Annotated in this window: 18 protein-coding genes; 7 read left to right on the top strand and 11 right to left on the bottom strand. The window is 67.8% G+C overall.

Going from position 1 to position 17,105, the window contains the following annotated elements:
* Positions 1-176: 176 nt before the first annotated feature.
* Positions 177-1,973, top strand: coding sequence for an acyl-CoA dehydrogenase C-terminal domain-containing protein (locus tag VQ067_RS02790; RefSeq protein WP_033990543.1), 1,797 nt, complete (start codon positions 177-179; stop codon positions 1,971-1,973).
* 274 nt (positions 1,974-2,247) lie between these two features.
* Positions 2,248-4,026 carry an acyl-CoA dehydrogenase C-terminal domain-containing protein gene (locus VQ067_RS02795; protein WP_020751128.1) on the top strand — a complete coding sequence of 593 codons (1,779 nt, stop codon included), beginning with the start codon at positions 2,248-2,250 and terminating at the stop codon, positions 4,024-4,026.
* A 334-nt stretch (positions 4,027-4,360) separates the two neighbouring features.
* Here the strand turns inward: VQ067_RS02795 and nirN are convergent, their stop codons facing one another.
* From nirN to nirS, 11 genes are read right to left on the bottom strand one after another with little or no spacing between them, the layout of a single operon-like run.
* Positions 4,361-5,842, bottom strand: coding sequence for a dihydro-heme d1 dehydrogenase (nirN, locus tag VQ067_RS02800; RefSeq protein WP_033990544.1), 1,482 nt, complete (start codon positions 5,840-5,842; stop codon positions 4,361-4,363).
* Complete coding sequence (cobA, locus tag VQ067_RS02805; protein WP_033990545.1) at positions 5,833-6,675, bottom strand: uroporphyrinogen-III C-methyltransferase; 843 nt, start codon at positions 6,673-6,675, stop codon at positions 5,833-5,835. Before cobA ends, nirN begins: the two co-directional genes overlap by 10 nt.
* A 10-nt stretch (positions 6,676-6,685) precedes the next feature.
* The gene (nirJ, locus tag VQ067_RS02810; protein ID WP_003084852.1) at positions 6,686-7,849 is read right to left on the bottom strand and encodes a heme d1 biosynthesis radical SAM protein NirJ; all 1,164 of its coding nucleotides are present in this window, start codon (positions 7,847-7,849) and stop codon (positions 6,686-6,688) included.
* Positions 7,843-8,358, bottom strand: a complete 516-nt coding sequence (ahbB, locus tag VQ067_RS02815; RefSeq protein WP_003084858.1) for a siroheme decarboxylase subunit beta — start codon at positions 8,356-8,358, stop codon at positions 7,843-7,845. The genes nirJ and ahbB (VQ067_RS02815) overlap by 7 nt, the downstream gene beginning before the upstream one ends.
* Positions 8,333-8,776 (bottom strand): Lrp/AsnC family transcriptional regulator, encoded by a 444-nt coding sequence (locus tag VQ067_RS02820; RefSeq protein WP_003084860.1) that lies wholly within the window; start codon positions 8,774-8,776, stop codon positions 8,333-8,335. Before VQ067_RS02820 ends, ahbB (VQ067_RS02815) begins: the two co-directional genes overlap by 26 nt.
* Entirely contained in the window at positions 8,769-9,293 is a 525-nt protein-coding gene (gene ahbB / locus VQ067_RS02825; RefSeq protein ID WP_003111534.1) for a siroheme decarboxylase subunit beta, read from the bottom strand. The genes VQ067_RS02820 and ahbB (VQ067_RS02825) overlap by 8 nt, the downstream gene beginning before the upstream one ends.
* Positions 9,290-9,742 carry an AsnC family transcriptional regulator gene (locus VQ067_RS02830; RefSeq protein ID WP_003084864.1) on the bottom strand — a complete coding sequence of 151 codons (453 nt, stop codon included), beginning with the start codon at positions 9,740-9,742 and terminating at the stop codon, positions 9,290-9,292. Before VQ067_RS02830 ends, ahbB (VQ067_RS02825) begins: the two co-directional genes overlap by 4 nt.
* An 8-nt stretch (positions 9,743-9,750) precedes the next feature.
* Positions 9,751-10,929, bottom strand: a complete 1,179-nt coding sequence (nirF, locus tag VQ067_RS02835; protein ID WP_003084866.1) for a heme d1 biosynthesis protein NirF — start codon at positions 10,927-10,929, stop codon at positions 9,751-9,753.
* The gene (gene nirC / locus VQ067_RS02840; protein WP_033990546.1) at positions 10,926-11,285 is read right to left on the bottom strand and encodes a cytochrome c55X; all 360 of its coding nucleotides are present in this window, start codon (positions 11,283-11,285) and stop codon (positions 10,926-10,928) included. The genes nirF and nirC overlap by 4 nt, the downstream gene beginning before the upstream one ends.
* A complete protein-coding gene (nirM, locus tag VQ067_RS02845) occupies positions 11,282-11,596 on the bottom strand; it encodes a cytochrome C-551 (RefSeq protein WP_003084872.1) in 315 nt (104 codons plus the stop codon). The genes nirC and nirM overlap by 4 nt, the downstream gene beginning before the upstream one ends.
* A 50-nt stretch (positions 11,597-11,646) precedes the next feature.
* Complete coding sequence (gene nirS / locus VQ067_RS02850) at positions 11,647-13,353, bottom strand: nitrite reductase (protein WP_003111532.1); 1,707 nt, start codon at positions 13,351-13,353, stop codon at positions 11,647-11,649.
* A gap of 215 nt (positions 13,354-13,568) precedes the next feature.
* On the opposite strand from nirS, the gene nirQ reads away from it, so the two are divergent.
* From nirQ to norB, 5 genes are all read left to right on the top strand, one after another.
* The gene (nirQ, locus tag VQ067_RS02855; protein WP_003084875.1) at positions 13,569-14,351 is read left to right on the top strand and encodes a transcriptional regulator NirQ; all 783 of its coding nucleotides are present in this window, start codon (positions 13,569-13,571) and stop codon (positions 14,349-14,351) included.
* Positions 14,352-14,385: 34 nt separating this feature from the next.
* Complete coding sequence (locus VQ067_RS02860; RefSeq protein WP_073657368.1) at positions 14,386-14,913, top strand: cytochrome c oxidase subunit 3; 528 nt, start codon at positions 14,386-14,388, stop codon at positions 14,911-14,913.
* 7 nt (positions 14,914-14,920) lie between these two features.
* Positions 14,921-15,178, top strand: a complete 258-nt coding sequence (locus VQ067_RS02865; protein ID WP_003084879.1) for a cytochrome C oxidase subunit IV family protein — start codon at positions 14,921-14,923, stop codon at positions 15,176-15,178.
* An 89-nt stretch (positions 15,179-15,267) separates the two neighbouring features.
* Entirely contained in the window at positions 15,268-15,708 is a 441-nt protein-coding gene (norC, locus tag VQ067_RS02870) for a nitric oxide reductase subunit NorC (protein ID WP_003084881.1), read from the top strand.
* The gene (gene norB, locus VQ067_RS02875; protein ID WP_003084883.1) at positions 15,708-17,105 is read left to right on the top strand and encodes a nitric-oxide reductase subunit NorB; all 1,398 of its coding nucleotides are present in this window, start codon (positions 15,708-15,710) and stop codon (positions 17,103-17,105) included. Before norC ends, norB begins: the two co-directional genes overlap by 1 nt.

Genomic DNA, 17,105 nt, shown 5'->3' on the forward strand with positions numbered 1-17,105 from the left:
AAAGAGCCCGCCCTTCGGCGGGCTTTTTCATGCCTGCGATCCGCTGCATCCTGGCCTTTCGACCTCGGGGTTATGGCGTTGCATTCAGCGTCCGCAGCGTGATTGTAGGCGCCCGCCCGGCGCAGTAGCTTCGAGGGATTCGCGCCTGTGGGGCGCCCCTGCCGAGGAGAACAGAGATGCCGGAATACAAGGCTCCGCTGCGCGACATGCGCTTCCTGATCGATGAGGTATTCGACTTCCATGGGCGCTACCAGGCGCTCGGCGCCAGCGACGCGACCCCGGACATGGTGGCGGCGATCCTCGATGAAGGGTCGAAATTCTGCGAACAGGTTCTGGCGCCGCTGAACCGCTCCGGCGACGAAGAGGGCTGCCACTTCGACAACGGCGTGGTGACCACGCCCAAGGGTTTCAAGGAAGCCTATGCACAGTACGTCGAGGGTGGCTGGAACGGTGTCGCCAGCGATCCCGCGTACGGCGGCCAGGGCCTGCCGCACTCGCTGGGTCTGCTGCTCAGCGAGATGATCGGCGCCAGCAATGTCTCCTGGGGCATGTACCCGGGCCTGACCCGCGGCGCCATGTCGGCGATCCACGCCCACGGCAGCCAGGCGCAGAAGGACCTCTACCTGGCGCGGATGACCGCCGGCACCTGGACCGGCACCATGTGCCTGACCGAGCCGCACTGCGGCACCGACCTGGGCATCATCAAGACCCGCGCGGTGCCGAACGCCGACGGCAGCCATGCGATCAGCGGGACGAAGATCTTCATCTCCGCCGGCGAGCACGACCTGAGCGAGAACATCGTCCACCTGGTGCTGGCCAAGCTTCCCGATGCGCCGGCCGGGACCAAGGGTATCTCGCTGTTCATCGTGCCGAAGTTCCTTCCCGACGCCGAAGGTAACGTGGGCGCGCGCAATGCGGTCTCCTGTGGCTCCATCGAGCACAAGATGGGGATCAAGGCCTCGGCCACCTGTGTGATGAACTTCGACGGCGCCACCGGCTACCTGATCGGCGAGCCGAACAAGGGCCTGCACTGCATGTTCACCATGATGAACCACGCCCGCCTGGGCACCGGCATGCAGGGCCTGTGCCTTGGCGAGACCAGTTACCAGGGCGCCGTGCGCTACGCCCGGGAGCGCTTGCAGATGCGCTCGCTGACGGGGCCGAAGGCGCCGGACAAGCCGGCCGACCCGATCATCGTGCACCCCGACGTACGGCGCATGCTGCTGACCATGAAGGCGTTCAACGAAGGCAACCGCGCGCTGGCCTACTTCACCGCCCAGTTGCTCGACACCGAGCACCTGTCGCAGGACGCCGCCGAGCGCGAGCGGGCCGCCGATCTGCTGGCCTTCCTGACACCGATCTGCAAGGCCTTCATGACCGAGACCGGGCAGGAGGTGACCAACCTCGGCATGCAGGTCTACGGCGGCCACGGCTACATCCGCGAGTGGGGCATGGAGCAGTTGGTCCGCGATTGTCGCATCGCACAGATCTACGAAGGCACCAACGGCATCCAGGCCCTCGACCTGCTTGGCCGCAAGGTACTGGGCAGCCAGGGCAAGCTGTTGCGCGGTTTCACCAAACTGGTCCACCAGTTGTGCCAGGCCCAGGCCGAGCATCCGCAACTGAAGGGACAGGTCGCGCAACTGGCGGCGCTGAACGCGCAGTGGGGCGAACTGACCCAGCAGGTGGGCCTGGCGGCGATGAAGAATGCCGACGAAGTGGGCGCCGCCTCGGTGGACTACCTGATGTTCTCCGGCTACGTGACCCTGGCCTATTTCTGGTTGCGCATCGCCCTGGTGGCGCGCGAGAAGCTGGATGTCGGCAGCGGCGAGGCCGCGTTCTACGAAGCCAAGCTGGCCACCGCCGACTTCTACTTCAGTCGCCTGCTGCCGCGCACCGCGGCGCACGCCGCGGCGATCCAGGCCGGCGCGGCGGGCCTGATGAGCCTGTCGGCGGAGCAGTTTTCGCTCTAGCGGCTGCCGGGGCAGGGGCGCGGCGCTTCTTCCCCCCGGTTTCTCCCCCACCCGCCGGGCCCGTCGGACTCCCGGCGAACTCGCTCGAGCCCGCGAAAAGCGGGCTTTTTCATGCCTGTCGCATAGAAGACCGATATAGACTTAATGGTCACGACGTGACGCTGCAAGTCCGAAATGTTGGTGGTGTAGACTCGGCCGCGGCACGCCTTTCGTGCCTCCATTTTGTTGCCGCTGGCCCCCGGCCGGCGATCGGTACGATCGAGGATTCCCCCACATGGCTGATTACAAAGCTCCGCTGCGCGACATGCGCTTCGTCCTCAATGAGGTGTTCGAGGTCTCCCGGCTCTGGGCGCAACTGCCGGCGCTGGCCGAAGTGGTCGACGCCGAGACCGCCGCGGCGATCCTCGAAGAGGCCGGCAAGGTCACCGCCGGTACCATCGCCCCGCTGAACCGTCCGGGCGACGAGGAAGGCTGCCAGTGGAACGCTGGCGCGGTGAGCACCCCGGCCGGCTTCCCCGAGGCCTACCGGACCTACGCCGAAGGCGGCTGGGTCGGCGTCGGCGGTGATCCGGCCTACGGCGGCATGGGGATGCCCAAGGTGATCTCGGCGCAGGTCGAGGAACTGGTCAACTCGGCCAACCTGTCGTTCGGCCTGTATCCGATGCTGACCGCCGGCGCCTGCCTGGCGCTCAATGCCCATGCCAGCGACGAATTGAAGGACAAGTACCTGCCGAACATGTACGCCGGTATCTGGGCCGGATCCATGTGCCTGACCGAGCCGCATGCCGGCACCGACCTGGGCATCATCCGCACCAGGGCCGAGCCGCAGGCCGACGGCTCCTACAAGATCAGCGGGACCAAGATCTTCATCACCGGCGGCGAGCATGACCTGACCGAGAACATCATCCACCTGGTGCTGGCCAAGCTGCCCGACGCCCCGGCCGGGCCGAAGGGCATCTCGCTGTTCCTGGTGCCGAAGGTGCTGGTCAACGCCGACGGTTCGCTGGGCGAGAAGAACAGCCTGGGTTGCGGCTCCATCGAGCACAAGATGGGGATCAAGGCCTCGGCCACCTGCGTGATGAACTTCGACTGCGCCACCGGTTGGCTGGTGGGCGAGGTCAACAAGGGCCTGGCGGCGATGTTCACCATGATGAACTACGAGCGCCTTGGCGTCGGCATCCAGGGCCTGGCCACCGGCGAGCGCTCCTACCAGAGCGCCATCGAGTATGCCCGCGAGCGTATCCAGAGCCGCGCGCCGACCGGCCCGGTAGCCAAGGACAAGGCCGCCGACCCGATCATCGTGCACCCCGACGTGCGCCGCATGCTGCTCACCATGAAGGCGCTGAACGAAGGCGGCCGCGCCTTCTCCAGCTACGTCGCGATGCAGCTGGACACCGCCAAGTACAGCGAAGACGCGGTCACCCGCAAGCGTGCGGAAGAGCTGGTGGCGCTGCTGACCCCGGTGGCCAAGGCATTCCTCACCGACATGGGACTGGAAACCACTATCCATGGCCAGCAGATCTTCGGCGGCCACGGCTTCATCCGCGAATGGGGCCAGGAGCAACTGGTGCGCGACTGTCGCATCACGCAGATCTACGAAGGCACCAACGGCATTCAGGCGCTCGACCTGGTGGGGCGCAAGGTGATCGGCAGCGGCGGCGCCTTCTCCCGTCACTTCACCGACGAGATCAAGGCCTTCGTCGCTTCCGCCGACGAGGCCCTGGGCGAGTTCAGCAAGCCGCTGGCGGCCGCCGTGGAGAATCTGGAAGAGCTGACCGCCTGGCTGCTCGACCGTGCCAAGGGCAACCCCAACGAGATCGGCGCGGCGTCGGTCGAATACCTGCATGTGTTCGGCTATACCGCCTACGCCTACATGTGGGCATTGATGGCGCGCACCGCGCTGGCCAAGCAGGGCGAGGACGACTTCTACGCCAGCAAGCTGGGTACCGCGCGCTTCTACTTCGCCCGCCTGCTGCCGCGCATCCATTCCCTGAGCGCCTCCGTGCGCGCCGGCAGCGAGTCGCTGTACCTGCTGGACGCCGAGCAGTTCTGAGGCCTGGCGCCTGAGACGGAAAGCCCCGCGATGCGGGGCTTTTTTCTGGGCGCCGGGGGCTCGGCGCGCGGGACGGGTGGGGGTGGATATCCGCTTGCGGCTATCCGCCATTCCCAGGGTTTTCTCGGGGCCGTGATGGGACAGGGTGATCGGCGGATAACGCCGTTGGCGTTATGCGCCCTACGGCTCCTCGCGTAGGGTGGGCGGTAGGGCGAATAACCGCTTGCGGTTATCCGCCATTCCCGTGGTTTTTCTCGTGCCGTGATGGGACAGGGGTGTCGTGGCCCGTCGCGGAGGATACGGGGATATCCGTTGATGGCGTCTCGCCCGAGCCTCAGTGCGAGGTTCCCTCCGCATAGCCGATCTTGTTGCCGACGTTGTACTTGCCCGACGGCTTGTTCATCGGCAGTCGCTTCACTTCCTCCAGGCTGTGCGCGTCGTAGACCACCAGCGCGCCGTCGCGGTCCCAGACGCTGAGCAGGGCGTAGCGGCCGTCGCGGGTGAACTCGACGTGGCCGGCCACCTTGCCCGGGCTGGGGCGCAGGCGATGGGCGATTTCCAGGGTCTGCTTGTCGATCAGCAGGATCTCGTCGTGTTTCTTGCCAAGGAAGGTATCGGTCCAGGCGTAGGGCGAGTCGGCATGGCTGCGCATGAAGAAGCCGGGGCCGTCGGTGACGATTTCCTTCAACGGCTTCCAGTTTTGCAGGTCGATCACCGAGATCACCCCGCGGCTGATGTTCGGCGTAGCGAACACCCAGCGCCCGTCGCGCTTCCAGTAGATGCCCGAGCCGAGGTGCGGCATGCCCGACAGCGGGATCGAGGCGACCCGCGCGCCGCTGTCCAGCTCGATCACCTCGCCGCCCCTGGCCTGCCGCGAGCTGCCCAGCAGGTAGCGGTAGTCGGGGCTGAAGGAGAAGTCGTCGAGGTAGTCGGCCACCGCCAACCGTTTCGGCGCGACCGGCTTGCCGTTGGCATAGGGCAGCTCCCACAGCTCGTGGACGTCCTTCAGGGCGACCACGAAGCTGTGCCGCGGCGGTGCCGTGTATACCGCGCTGACCCGCGAGGCCTGGCCCTGGGCGTCGGCCGCCGGGATGACCTGCACCAGGGACAGGTCGCGGGCGTCCAGCAGCACCAGGTTGCCGGGCAGGTAGTTGCCCACCAGGACCCAGCGCCCGTCGTCGCTGACCGCCAGGTTGCGCGTGTTGAGGCCGGCGCGGACCTCGGCGACCACCTTCAGGTTGTACAGGTCGTAGAGGGTCACCCAGCCGTCGCGCGAGGCGAAGTACACCAGGCGCCCGTCCGGGGAGAACTTCGGACCACCGTGCAGGGCGTAGCGCGATGGGAAGCGGGCGATGGGCTCGAAGCGATCGCCGTCGAGGATGGTCACGTGGTGGTCGCCGGATTCCACCACCACGAACAGGTTCAGCGGGTCGGCCTCGAAGCGCGGCCTGGACGGCAGGGTGGCGAGGGGATGCGGCTGAACCTGGCTGGCCCGGATGTCCTCGGCGCTCCACTGCGGTTCGCGCGGCGGCGTCTGGTAGAGATAGGCGACCAGGGCGTCCGCGGCGGCGGCGTCCAATTGACCGGCAAAGCCGGCCATCTGGGTTGCCGGGCGACCGTGCAGGATCACCTCGCGGGCCTGCGCCGGCTTCAGCCGCGAAAGGCTTTCCGGGAGCAGGGTCGGGCCGCTGCCGCCGAGCCGCCCGGCGCCGTGGCAGGCCTGGCAGTGCTGGCGGTAGAGCGCTTCCCCCGGCGCTTCGCCGGCCTGCGCGAGGGCGCCGAGGAGCAGGCCGAGGGTGAGACCGATCAGGCGCATGCGACGGCCTCGCGGCTGACCGGCGAGCCGGCGCCCAGGTATGAAGGATGCGCCATCGCGCGCTCGGCGAAGAGCGCCACCACCTGGCCGACGACGATCAGCGTCGGCGGCTTCAACTGGTAGCGTCGCGCCAGCGCCGGCAGCTCGGCAAGGGCGCCGCGGGTCACCTGCTGGCCCGCCTGGGTGCCCTGGCTGACCAGCGCCGCCGGGGTGTCGCCGGCGAGGCCGTGCTCGACCAGGCGCGCGGCGATCTCGGCGAGGTTGCCCAGGCCCATGTAGAACACCAGGGTCTGCTTGCCACGCGCCAGGCCGGCCCAGTCGAGGTCGAGGCGGCCGTCGTTCTGCAGGTGGCCGGTGACGAAGGTGCAGGACTGGGCGAGGTCGCGGTGGGTCAGCGGGATGCCGGCGTAGGTACTGCAACCGGAGGCGGCGGTGACGCCGGGGACCACCTGGCAGTCGACGCCGGCTTCGAGCAGGCGCTCCAGCTCCTCGGCGCCGCGACCGAAGATGAACGGGTCGCCGCCTTTCAGGCGGACCACCCGGCGTTGCTGCCGGGCCAGGCGCACCAGCAGCTCGTTGATTTCTTCCTGCGGCAGGCTGTGGTGGCCGCAGCGCTTGCCGACGTAGATGCGCTGGCAGCTTTCCGGCAGAAGGGCGATCAGCTCGCGGGCGACCAGGCGGTCGTAGACCACCACCTCGGCCTGTTGCAGCAGGGCCCAGGCGCGCAGGGTGAGCAGGCCCGGATCGCCGGGGCCGGCGCCGACCAGGGCGACGCTGCCGGCGGGAAAATCGACATCGAGGAGGAGGGACGGCGGAATCACGGTAGTGTTCATGAGGCTTTCCTTAGACGGCGTGCAGCGCGATGCGCTCGAGGCCGATTTCCTGATCGCTGAGGTAGCAGCCGGGGTCTTCGCCCCAGAGTTCGCCGCCGGCCCAGGCGCGGGTGCGGGTGTTGCCGTTGCAGATGTCCAGCCAGCGGCATTGGCTGCAGCGCCCGACCACCGGTCGCGGGCGCTGGCGCAGTTGCAGGAGCAGCGGGTCGGGGCGCTCGAACCAGAAGTCGGCGAAGCGCTGATGGCGGATGTTGCCGACGCTGTGGTGCCACCAGTAGCTGTCCGGATGCACCTCGCCGGTGTTGTCGATGTTGGCGATGCCCTCGCCCGAGGCGTTGCCGCCCCAGTCCAGCAGCAGCTCGCAGAGACGCGCCAGTTGCTGCGGGCGGCGGCGCTTGAGCCAGTCGAGGAGAAGGATCGCGTCGGCGTCGTTGTTGCCGGTGACGAAGTCGCTGTCGCGCCCCTGCCGGATGTCCTCGTCGGCCCGTTCGAAGAGCAGCGCGAGGGCCTCGCGGGTGCGCCGGTGGTGGGCGTCGAGGGCGCGGCTGCGGCGGCCGCGGCCACTGTAGTTGAGGTGCGAGAGGTAGAACTTCTGCACGTCGAGTTCGCGCATCAGGTCGAGCAGTGCCGGTAGTTGCGCGGCGTTCTCCTCGGTCAGGGTGGTGCGCATGCCGACGCGGATATCCGCCTCGCGGCACAGGCGCATGGCCGCCAGCGCGGCGTCGAAGCTGCCCTGCTTCTGGCGGAAGCGGTCGTGGGTCTCGCGCAGGCCGTCGAGGCTGATGCCGACGTAGTCGAAGCGGGCCTCGGCGACGCGCTGGATGTTGCCTTCGTCGATCAGCGTACCGTTGCTCGACAGCGCCACGAACATCCCGGCCTGGCGCGCATGGGCGGCGATCTCGAAGAGGTCCGGGTGCATCAGCGGTTCGCCGCCGGAGAGGATCAGCACGCGCACTCCGGCGGCGCGCAGGTCGTCGATGCCGCGAAGGATTTCCGCGGTCTCCAGCTCGCCACGGAAGTCGCTGTCGGCGGAGGTGGAGTAACAGTGCTTGCAGGTCAGGTTGCAGCGCCGCAGCAGGTTCCAGATCACCACCGGGGCGCGCCTGCCGCCGGCGCGGCGCGGCGCCGGCGCGTCCTCGGCGAGGCTGCGCAGGTAATGGCTGATCCTCAGCATGGACGTTCCTCCTTCTGCGCCAGGCGCAGGCCGGTCTTCTTCAGGATGCGGCTGCTCACCAGCATCTCGTCGGCGCGACAGTCCTCGCCGAGCAGCAGGCGGATCTGCTGGCGGTAGCCTTCGATCTCCGCTTCGCTGCGGCCGTGGACCATGGCGAACAGGTTGTAGCGCCACTGCGGCAGATGGCGCGGGCGCCGGTAGCAATGGCTGACGAAGGACAGCCCGCCTACCAGCCGGCCGAGGCGTTCGATGCGTTCGTCGGCGACGTCCCAGACGGTCATGCCGTTGTGCCGGTAGCCAAGGCGATAGTGGTTGGGCACCGCGGCGATGCGCCGGATCACCCCTGCGTCGCGCAGGCGCTTCAGCAGCGCCAGGGTCTCCGCCTCGCTCAGCCGCAGTTGCGCGGCGATCCACGCCCAAGGGTCGGCGACCAGCGGCAGGCCGGCCTGGGTCAGTTCGATCAGGCGGCGGGCGAGCAGGGCGTCAGAGGGGGAAATGCAGGCCGACATGGTAGGTCGCCTCCTTGGGCAGGTCGAGTACCGCCAGCCCGCTCTCGCGCTCCAGCCGTGCGAGGGTCTCGGCGACCTCCGCCGGGCTGTCGCAGGCGACCACCAGCCACATGTTCAGGGCGTGCTCGCGACGGTAGTTGTGGGCGACCTGCGGCCAGCCGGCGAGCAGCGCGGCGATCTCTTCGAAACGCGCCTCCGGCACGCTCATGGCGGCCAGGGTGAAGGCACCGCCGAGGGGCTCGATATCGAACAGCGGACCGAAGCGGGTCAGGGTGCCGTCGTCGAGCAGGTCGTCGAGGCGGCGCAGGATGTCTTCCTCGCGGCAATCCAGCTCGGCGGCGAGCAGCGCGTAGGGATGCGGCTCCAGCGGCAGGCCGTGTTGCAGGCGGTTCAGCAGGCGCCGGTCGAACTCATCCATGGCGGCGCTCCAGGTCGGCCGGCGGCGCGGTGTAGCGGCCGCCGCACTGCTTGTAGGCGCGCAGGCTGAACAGCCAGCGGTGCGGTGTCTGGCGCAGGGCGTGGCGCTCCAGCAGGGCCTCGATCTGGCGTTCCACTTCGCCGCGCTCGCGGCCGTGGATCATGCAAAACAGGTTGTATGGCCACATCGGCAGGCGACGCGGGCGGCGGTAACAGAGCGAGACGATCGTTTCGTGGGCGAGGGCGCGGCCGACGGCGTCGACCTCCGCGTCGGCGACGTCCAGCACCAGCATGGCGTTGGCGGTATAGCCCAGGGCGCGGTGGTGGAGGATCACTCCGAAGCGGCGGAACAGGCCGTCTTCGTCCCAGCGGCGGACCTGTTCCAGCACTTCGTCTTCGCCGGCGCCGATGCGTTCGGCGAGCACCCGGTAGGGCCGGCTGGCCAGCGGCAGGCCCTGTTCCAGCAGGTAGCGCAGGTGTTGCCGCTGCGGCGCGGCGAGGGGTTCGACGGGGTTCATCGGCTGGCCTCCAGGGGAAACGCGAGGTCGATGCAGTAGGCTTCCTGCATCGGCAGGTCGAGGGGTTGCAGGCCGGTGTCGGCGGCGATCTCCGCCAGTACCCGGTCGAGTTGCGCGCGGTCGCCGGCGGTGAGCACGAACCACAGGTTGTAGCGGTGTTCGCGCTGGTAGTTGTGGTTGACCTCGGCGTACTGGCTGATGCGCTCGGCGACCCGTTGCAGACGCTCCTCGGGCACCGCCAGGGCAGCCAGGGTGCTGGCCCCGGCGCGTTGGTGGCGGAGCACCGGGCCGACCCGCGACAACGCGCCGTCGGCTTCCAGGCGACGCAGCCGTTCGAGCACCTCGGCTTCGCTGCAACCCAGGGTCTCGGCCATCCGCCGATAGGGTTCCGCGCAGATCGGCAGGCCTTTCTGGTAGCGGGCGAGGAGGCGGCGGGAGAGGTCGTCCATGGTGCCTCCTAGAGTCCGATGTGCTGGGCGCGGTGGCTGAAGAAGATGCCGCTCGGGCTGCGGGCCGGAAGGCTGCCGATGCGCTTCAGGCGGTACGGGTCCCAGACCTGCAACTGGTCGGCGTCGCGCACCGAGATCCAGACCTGGTCGCCGCGCCCGCTGAATTCCATGTGCAGTACGCCGGGGCCAGGGCGCAGGGTTTCGATCACTTCGTGGGTCTCGCTGTCGATGACCTGCACCTTGTCGTTGTCCGGGTAGGCGAAGTTGACCCAGATCTGCCGGTCGTCCGGTCGAGTCATGACGAACACCGGCTGGCCGGCGACGTCGATGGCGTCGGTCTGCTTCCAGTCGCGCGCGTCGAGCACCAGCACCTGGTGATGGCCGACCGCCGGGACGAAGGCCTGGTCGCTGGCGATGGTCCAGCCCTCCAGGTGCGGCATCTTGTACACCGGCAGCTTGCGTTGGCCGCGGCCGTAGTCGCCGAGTACGCGCCTGACGCCGCGCTCCGGGTGCCAGAGGTCGAGCTGGGCCATGCCGTCCTCGCCGAACAGCCCGGCCATGTAGTAGCGCCCGTCGGGGCTGATGAGGGCGTCGTAGGGTTGCTTGCCGATATCGCGGAAGCGGGTCAGGTGCGGCGTGTCGCCCTGGCTGAAGTCGGCGATCCAGATCTCGCCGCTGTCGAACAGGCTGAACACGAAACGCTGCCCCGGCGCGTCGACCAGGCCGACCACCCGGGAGTTCCTGTCCTGGCCGGGGAGGCGGGTGGCGGGAATCTCGGCGACCAGCTCCAGGGTGCGGCTGTCGAACACCTTGACCCCGCCCGGCTCGTAGTTGGATACCGCGACCAGCCGACCGTCCTGGCTGATCGCTCCGCCGATGCTGTTGCCGCCCTGGATCAGGCGCTTGTCGATGCGCTGGGCCAGCAGGTCGAGCTTGGTCAGGCCGCCGTCGCGACCGAACACGTAGGCGTAGCGCTGGTCGCGGGAGAACACCAGGGAGGCGTGGGACAGGTCGCCGAGGCCTTCGACCCGCGCCAGCGAGGTCTTCGCCGTGCCGTCGAGGATCTGCACGCTGCCGTCGGCGCGTTCGATCAGCACGCCGAGGTCGCCGCTGCCGCGCAAGGGCGGCTGCTGGCTACAGCCGGCGAGCAGGGCGAGGAAAAGCGGCGCGAGGGGACGCAGGTTCATGGGGCGATCTCTCCTTCGATCAGGCGGTCCACCAGCCAGCCGGCGTCGTCTTCGCTGAGCAGGTCGGCCCAGGGGGGCATCGGGGTTTGCGGACGGCCCATGAGCACGGTGGCGACCAGCGATTCGCGCGGCTTGCCGCGCAGGGCCTCGGGGGTCAGCGCCGGGCCGAGGCCGCCGGTCAGGCGCAGGCCGTGGCAGGAGCCGCAGTCCTGCAACAGCAGGTGACGCAACTGGGCCTGGCGACGGGCATCGGGATGCTCGTCGGCCAGGCCCGGAAGAGGACAGGCGAACGTCAGCGCGAGGGCCAGCCACAAGGCGTGGCTGGCGGCGCGCCGGAAGTCCGGAGGGGCGTTCATTTCTGCGACAGGACCCACTTCGCCAGGGTCTGCGCCTCGTCGTCGCTGACCGCGTTCGGCGGCATCGGGATCGGGCCCCAGACGCCCTGGCTGCCGTTCTTGATCCGCTGCGCGAGTTCCGCTTCGGCGCCGGCCTGGCCGGCGAACTTGGCGGCGACGTCCTTGTAGGCCGGGCCGACCATCTTGGTGTCGATGGCATGGCAGGCCACGCAGCCCTTGTTCTTGAACAGCACTTCGGGGTCTTCGGCCCAGGCGCCCTGGGCGAGCAGGGTGCCGGTGGCGAGCAGCGAAAGCAGTGCGTACGGTTTCATCACGGTTCCTCGTAGGGGGGAGCGTGCGGGGCGTGCCCCGCACGCGGGTCTCAGTACACGTCGTGCTGGGTGTTGTAGACGTTGAACTTGCCGGTCGGGGTGATCAGCCGCGGGTCCTTGACCACGGCCTTGAGCTTCAGGGTCTTGTCGTCCACCACCACCAGCGCGGAGCTGTCGTTCTTGCCGTTCCACACCGAGAACCAGACTTCATCGCCGCGCTTGTTGTACTCGGGCTGCACCACCCGCTTGGCGCCTTCGCCGAGATCGGCCCATTCGGCGATCGGCAGCACCTGGTACTTGGCGTCGAGGTTCTTCAGGTCGAACACCGCGACGCTCTGGCTGATCCTGGCGTCGGGGTTGAAGGTGGTGTCGACGTAGAGGTGCGAGGACTTCGGATGGGTCTTGATGAACAGCGAGCCGCCGCCCTGGCCCTGTAGCTCGGCGACTTTCTTCCAGGCGTACTGCGGATGGTTCTTCGGATCGGTGCCGATCAGCGAGATGCTGCCGTCGCCCAGGTGGCTGGTGCTCCACACCGGGCCGTACTTGGGATGCACGAAGTTGGCGCCACGCCCCGGGTGCGGGGTCTTGCCGACGTCGACCAGGGCCGACAGGCGACGGTCCTTGGAGTCGATCACGGCAACCTTGTTGGAGTTGTTGGCGGCGGTCATGAAGTAGCGGTGGCTGCTGTCCCAGCCGCCGTCGTGGAGGAACGGCGCCGCACCGATGCTGGTGACGGTGAGGTTGTCGATATCCTTGTAGTTGACCAGCAGGACCTTGCCGGTCTCCTTCACGTTGACGATGAACTCGGGGTGCTCATGGGAGGCGATGATCGCCGCCACGCGCGGTTCCGGGTGGTAGGTCTGGGTGTCTACGGTCATGCCGCGGGTGGAGACGATCTGCTTCGGCTCCAGGGTCTCGCCGTCCATGATCGCGAACTGCGGCGGCCAGTAGGCGCCGGCGATGGTGTAGCGGTCCTCGTAGCCCTTGAACTTGGAGCTTTCCACCGAGCGCGCCTCGATGCCGATCTTGATCTCGGCGACCTTGGTCGGCTCCTTGGCCCACAGGTCGATCATGTCGATCCGCGCGTCGCGGCCGATCACCAGCAGATAGCGGCCGGAAGCGGACATCCGCGAGATATGCACGGCATAGCCGGTATCGATGACCTTGACGATCTTCTTGCTGTCGCCGTCGACCAGGGCGATCTGCCCGGCGTCGCGCAGGGTCACCGAGAACAGGTTGGGCAGGTCGAGGTCGTTGAGCTGTTTCTTCGGCCGGTCCTCCGGCTTCACCAGCACCTTCCACGATTCGCGCATCTCCGGCATGCCCCACTCCGGCGGTTGCGGCGGGGTGTGCTGGATGTACTTGGCCATCAGGGTGATCTGTTCCTTGCTCAGCTCGCCGGAGCTGCCCCAGTTCGGCATGCCCAGCGGGGTGCCGTAGGTGATCAGCGCTTCCAGGTATTGCTGGCCGCGTTGCTGGGTGATGTCCGGGGTCAGCGGCTTGCCGGTGGCGCCCTTGCGCAGGACGCCGTGGCAACCGGCGCAGCGTTGGAAGTAGATCTGCTTGGCCTCGTTGAACTCGCTTTCACTCATGTCGGGGGCACCGTTGGTGCGCACCACGTGAGCGGGATCGACGGCGGAAGCGGCACCCTGGTATTGCTCGGCGGCTTTCATGTCGTCCTTGGCGTGAGCGGTGGCCAGGCCCAGCAGCGTCAGCGAGGCGAGCAAGGTGCCCACCAGTGGCTTGCCAAATGGCATGGTCTATCTCCTCAGGAGCCCTGCGAGGCGCTCCCTTAGCAGTGTTTTGGGGGTGGCTGCGTCGGGAACTCCCGGGAATTCATGGCGCGAAAGGATCATAGAAAGCAGGGTCTTTACCCTTGCTTGACCGGAATCAAGATTGCGTTGCTTTGCGCTTGTGGCACCTTCCAACTGTGAATAGCGTGCGGTCCTAATCCCTAGCGCAGGAGTAGGACATGCGGGACGCGACACCCTTCTACGAGGCCACCGGCCATGAGATCGAAGTCTTCGAGCGCGCCTGGCGGCACGGCCTGCCGGTATTGCTCAAGGGCCCCACCGGTTGCGGCAAGACCCGCTTCGTCCAGTACATGGCGCGGCGCCTGGAACTGCCGCTGTACAGCGTCGCCTGCCACGACGACCTGGGCGCCGCCGACCTGCTCGGCCGCCATCTGATCGGCGCCGACGGCACCTGGTGGCAGGACGGCCCGCTGACCCGCGCGGTGCGCGAAGGCGGTATCTGCTACCTGGACGAAGTGGTGGAGGCGCGCCAGGACACCACGGTCGCCATCCACCCGCTGGCCGACGACCGCCGCGAGCTGTACCTGGAGCGCACCGGCGAGACGTTGCAGGCGCCGCCTTCGTTCATGCTGGTGGTGTCCTACAACCCCGGCTACCAGAACCTGCTCAAGGGCCTGAAGCCCAGCACCCGGCAGCGTTTCGTCGCGTTGCGCTTCGACTACCCGGCGGCGCAGCAGGAGGCACGCATCCTGGTCGGCGAGAGCGGTTGTGCCGAGGCCCTGGCGCAGCGCCTGGTGCAGTTGGGCCAGGCGCTGCGGCGGCTGGAGCAGCACGACCTGGAGGAAGTCGCCTCGACCCGCCTGCTGATCTTCGCCGCGCGCCTCATCGGCGACGGCATGGACCCGCGCGAGGCGTGCCGGGTGGCGCTGGCCGAACCGCTCTCGGACGACCCGGCGACGGTGGCGGCGCTGATGGACATCGTCGATCTCCATGTCGCCTGATACCGTCGAGCGGCGCCTGCCCGGCGACCTGGCGATGTGGTTCTTCATCCTCGCCGAACTCAGCGTGTTCAGCCTGCTGCTGCTGGCGTTCGCCGGTGCCCAGGCCTGGCAGCCGGAGCTGTTCCGCGCCGGCCGGGAGCAACTGGATAGCCGCTGGGGCCTGTTGCTGACCGTGGCCCTGCTCAGCTCCGGCTGGCTCGCCGCGCTGGCGGTGCACGCGGTGCGCCGCGGACGGCCGCGCCAGGCGAGCGGCTGGTTGCTGGCGGCGCTGCTGCTGGCGCTGGTCTATGTCGGCCTGAAGTCGCACGAGTACGGGCGGCTCGCCGACCTCGGCCTGGACATCGAACACGACACTTTCTTCACCCTCTACTGGTGCCTGACCGGCTTCCATTTCCTCCACGTCCTGCTCGGCCTGCTGATCCTCGGCTGGCTGGCGCAGGCCTGCTGGCGCCGGTGTTATACGCCGCAGGCTTGCTCGGGACTGGAGTCGGGAGTGCTCTACTGGCACATGGTCGACCTGGTCTGGGTGCTGCTGTTCCCGCTGGTCTACGTCCTGCAATGAGGTGCCGATGCGAACCCTGACCCTCTGCTGGCTGGCGTTGCTGGCGCTGGCCGTGGCCGGCGTGCTGCTGGGCGGCGCCGGCGACTCTCCCTGGCTGCTGGCGGCGGTGCTGGCCTGCGCGGTGGCCAAGGGCTGGCTGATCGGCGAGCGCTTCATGGAGCTGGCCCATGCCCCGGCGCTATGGCGCCGCCTGCTGCTGGCCTGGCCGCTGCTGATGGCCCTGGCGGTGGGCGCTGCGCTGTACCTGGCGCGGATGAATAACTGAGTAAATCGTTCGGGAATCTTGATTGCCATCAAGCGGGTTCGCCGCCGCCGCTTCCTAGAATCGCCGCACCACCCATTCCAGGAGGCCGCATGTCCGAGACCTTTACCAAAGGCATGGCCAGGAACATCTATTTCGGCGGGAGTGTGTTCTTCATCCTGCTGTTCCTGGCCCTGACCTACCACACCGAGAAGACCCTGCCCGAGCGCACCAACGAGGCCGCGATGAGCGCCGCGGTGGTGCGCGGCAAGCTGGTCTGGGAGCAGAACAACTGCGTCGGCTGCCACACCCTGCTCGGCGAGGGTGCCTACTTCGCGCCGGAGCTGGGCAACGTGGTCGGACGCCGTGGCGGCGAGGAGGGCTTCAACACCTTCCTCCAGGCCTGGATGAAGATCCAGCCGCTGAACGTGCCGGGCCGCCGCGCCATGCCGCAGTTCCATCTCAGCGAAGGGCAGGTCGACGACCTGGCCGAGTTCCTCAAGTGGAGCTCGAAGATCGATACCAACCAATGGCCGCCGAACAAGGAGGGTTGATGATGTCGCCCAATGGCTCCCTGAAATTCGCCTCGCAGGCGGTCGCCAAACCCTACTTCGTGTTCGCCCTGATCCTCTTCGTCGGGCAGATCCTGTTCGGCCTGATCATGGGCCTGCAGTACGTGGTCGGCGACTTCCTGTTCCCGGCGATCCCCTTCAACGTCGCGCGCATGGTGCACACCAACCTGCTGATCGTCTGGCTGCTGTTCGGCTTCATGGGCGCTGCCTACTACCTGGTGCCGGAGGAGAGCGACTGCGAGCTGTACAGCCCGAAGCTGGCCTGGATCCTGTTCTGGGTATTCGCCGCCGCCGGCGTGCTGACCATCCTCGGCTACCTGCTGGTGCCCTACGCCGGCCTGGCCAGGCTCACCGGCAACGAACTGTGGCCGACCATGGGCCGCGAGTTCCTCGAACAGCCGACCATCAGCAAGGCGGGCATCGTGATCGTCGCCCTGGGCTTCCTGTTCAACGTCGGCATGACCGTGCTGCGCGGGCGCAAGACCGCCATCAGCATGGTCCTGATGACCGGCCTGATCGGCCTCGCCCTGCTGTTCCTGTTCTCCTTCTACAACCCGGAAAACCTCACCCGCGACAAGTTCTACTGGTGGTGGGTGGTGCACCTGTGGGTGGAAGGCGTGTGGGAACTGATCATGGGTGCGATCCTCGCCTTCGTGCTGGTGAAGATCACCGGGGTCGACCGCGAGGTGATCGAGAAGTGGCTCTACGTGATCATCGCCATGGCGCTGATCAGCGGCATCATCGGCACCGGCCACCACTACTTCTGGATCGGCGTGCCCGGCTACTGGCTGTGGCTCGGCTCGGTATTCTCGGCGCTGGAGCCGCTGCCGTTCTTCGCCATGGTGCTGTTCGCCTTCAACACCATCAACCGCCGCCGCCGCGACTATCCGAACCGCGCGGTCGCACTGTGGGCCATGGGCACCACGGTGATGGCCTTCCTCGGCGCGGGAGTGTGGGGCTTCATGCATACCCTGGCGCCGGTCAACTACTACACCCACGGCACCCAGCTCACCGCCGCCCACGGCCACATGGCCTTCTATGGCGCCTACGCGATGATCGTGATGACCATCATCTCCTACGCCATGCCGCGCTTGCGCGGGATCGGCGAGGCGATGGACAACCGCTCGCAGGTCCTGGAGATGTGGGGCTTCTGGCTGATGACCGTGGCGATGGTGTTCATCACCCTGTTCCTCTCCGCGGCCGGGGTGCTGCAGGTCTGGCTGCAACGGATGCCGGCGGACGGCGCGGCGATGACCTTCATGGCCACCCAGGACCAGCTGGCGATCTTCTACTGGCTGCGCGAAGGCGCCGGGGTGGTGTTCCTCATCGGCCTGGTCGCCTACCTGCTGAGCTTCCGGCGCGGCAAGGCGGCCGCCTGA

Source organism: Pseudomonas sp. KBN12P06040 (genome assembly GCF_037574965.1).
Taxonomy (GTDB): domain Bacteria; phylum Pseudomonadota; class Gammaproteobacteria; order Pseudomonadales; family Pseudomonadaceae; genus Pseudomonas; species Pseudomonas aeruginosa.

What these genes read in the sequence shown, in the direction of transcription:
- VQ067_RS02790 (WP_033990543.1), top strand. Translation starts at nt 177, where the DNA reads ATGCCGGAATACAAGGCTCCGCTGCGCGACATGCGCTTCCTGATCGAT.
- VQ067_RS02795 (WP_020751128.1), top strand. Translation starts at nt 2,248, where the DNA reads ATGGCTGATTACAAAGCTCCGCTGCGCGACATGCGCTTCGTCCTCAAT.
- nirN (WP_033990544.1), bottom strand. Translation starts at nt 5,842, where the DNA reads ATGCGCCTGATCGGTCTCACCCTCGGCCTGCTCCTCGGCGCCCTCGCG.
- cobA (WP_033990545.1), bottom strand. Translation starts at nt 6,675, where the DNA reads ATGAACACTACCGTGATTCCGCCGTCCCTCCTCCTCGATGTCGATTTT.
- nirJ (WP_003084852.1), bottom strand. Translation starts at nt 7,849, where the DNA reads ATGCTGAGGATCAGCCATTACCTGCGCAGCCTCGCCGAGGACGCGCCG.
- ahbB (WP_003084858.1), bottom strand. Translation starts at nt 8,358, where the DNA reads ATGTCGGCCTGCATTTCCCCCTCTGACGCCCTGCTCGCCCGCCGCCTG.
- VQ067_RS02820 (WP_003084860.1), bottom strand. Translation starts at nt 8,776, where the DNA reads ATGGATGAGTTCGACCGGCGCCTGCTGAACCGCCTGCAACACGGCCTG.
- ahbB (WP_003111534.1), bottom strand. Translation starts at nt 9,293, where the DNA reads ATGAACCCCGTCGAACCCCTCGCCGCGCCGCAGCGGCAACACCTGCGC.
- VQ067_RS02830 (WP_003084864.1), bottom strand. Translation starts at nt 9,742, where the DNA reads ATGGACGACCTCTCCCGCCGCCTCCTCGCCCGCTACCAGAAAGGCCTG.
- nirF (WP_003084866.1), bottom strand. Translation starts at nt 10,929, where the DNA reads ATGAACCTGCGTCCCCTCGCGCCGCTTTTCCTCGCCCTGCTCGCCGGC.
- nirC (WP_033990546.1), bottom strand. Translation starts at nt 11,285, where the DNA reads ATGAACGCCCCTCCGGACTTCCGGCGCGCCGCCAGCCACGCCTTGTGG.
- nirM (WP_003084872.1), bottom strand. Translation starts at nt 11,596, where the DNA reads ATGAAACCGTACGCACTGCTTTCGCTGCTCGCCACCGGCACCCTGCTC.
- nirS (WP_003111532.1), bottom strand. Translation starts at nt 13,353, where the DNA reads ATGCCATTTGGCAAGCCACTGGTGGGCACCTTGCTCGCCTCGCTGACG.
- nirQ (WP_003084875.1), top strand. Translation starts at nt 13,569, where the DNA reads ATGCGGGACGCGACACCCTTCTACGAGGCCACCGGCCATGAGATCGAA.
- VQ067_RS02860 (WP_073657368.1), top strand. Translation starts at nt 14,386, where the DNA reads ATGTGGTTCTTCATCCTCGCCGAACTCAGCGTGTTCAGCCTGCTGCTG.
- VQ067_RS02865 (WP_003084879.1), top strand. Translation starts at nt 14,921, where the DNA reads ATGCGAACCCTGACCCTCTGCTGGCTGGCGTTGCTGGCGCTGGCCGTG.
- norC (WP_003084881.1), top strand. Translation starts at nt 15,268, where the DNA reads ATGTCCGAGACCTTTACCAAAGGCATGGCCAGGAACATCTATTTCGGC.
- norB (WP_003084883.1), top strand. Translation starts at nt 15,708, where the DNA reads ATGATGTCGCCCAATGGCTCCCTGAAATTCGCCTCGCAGGCGGTCGCC.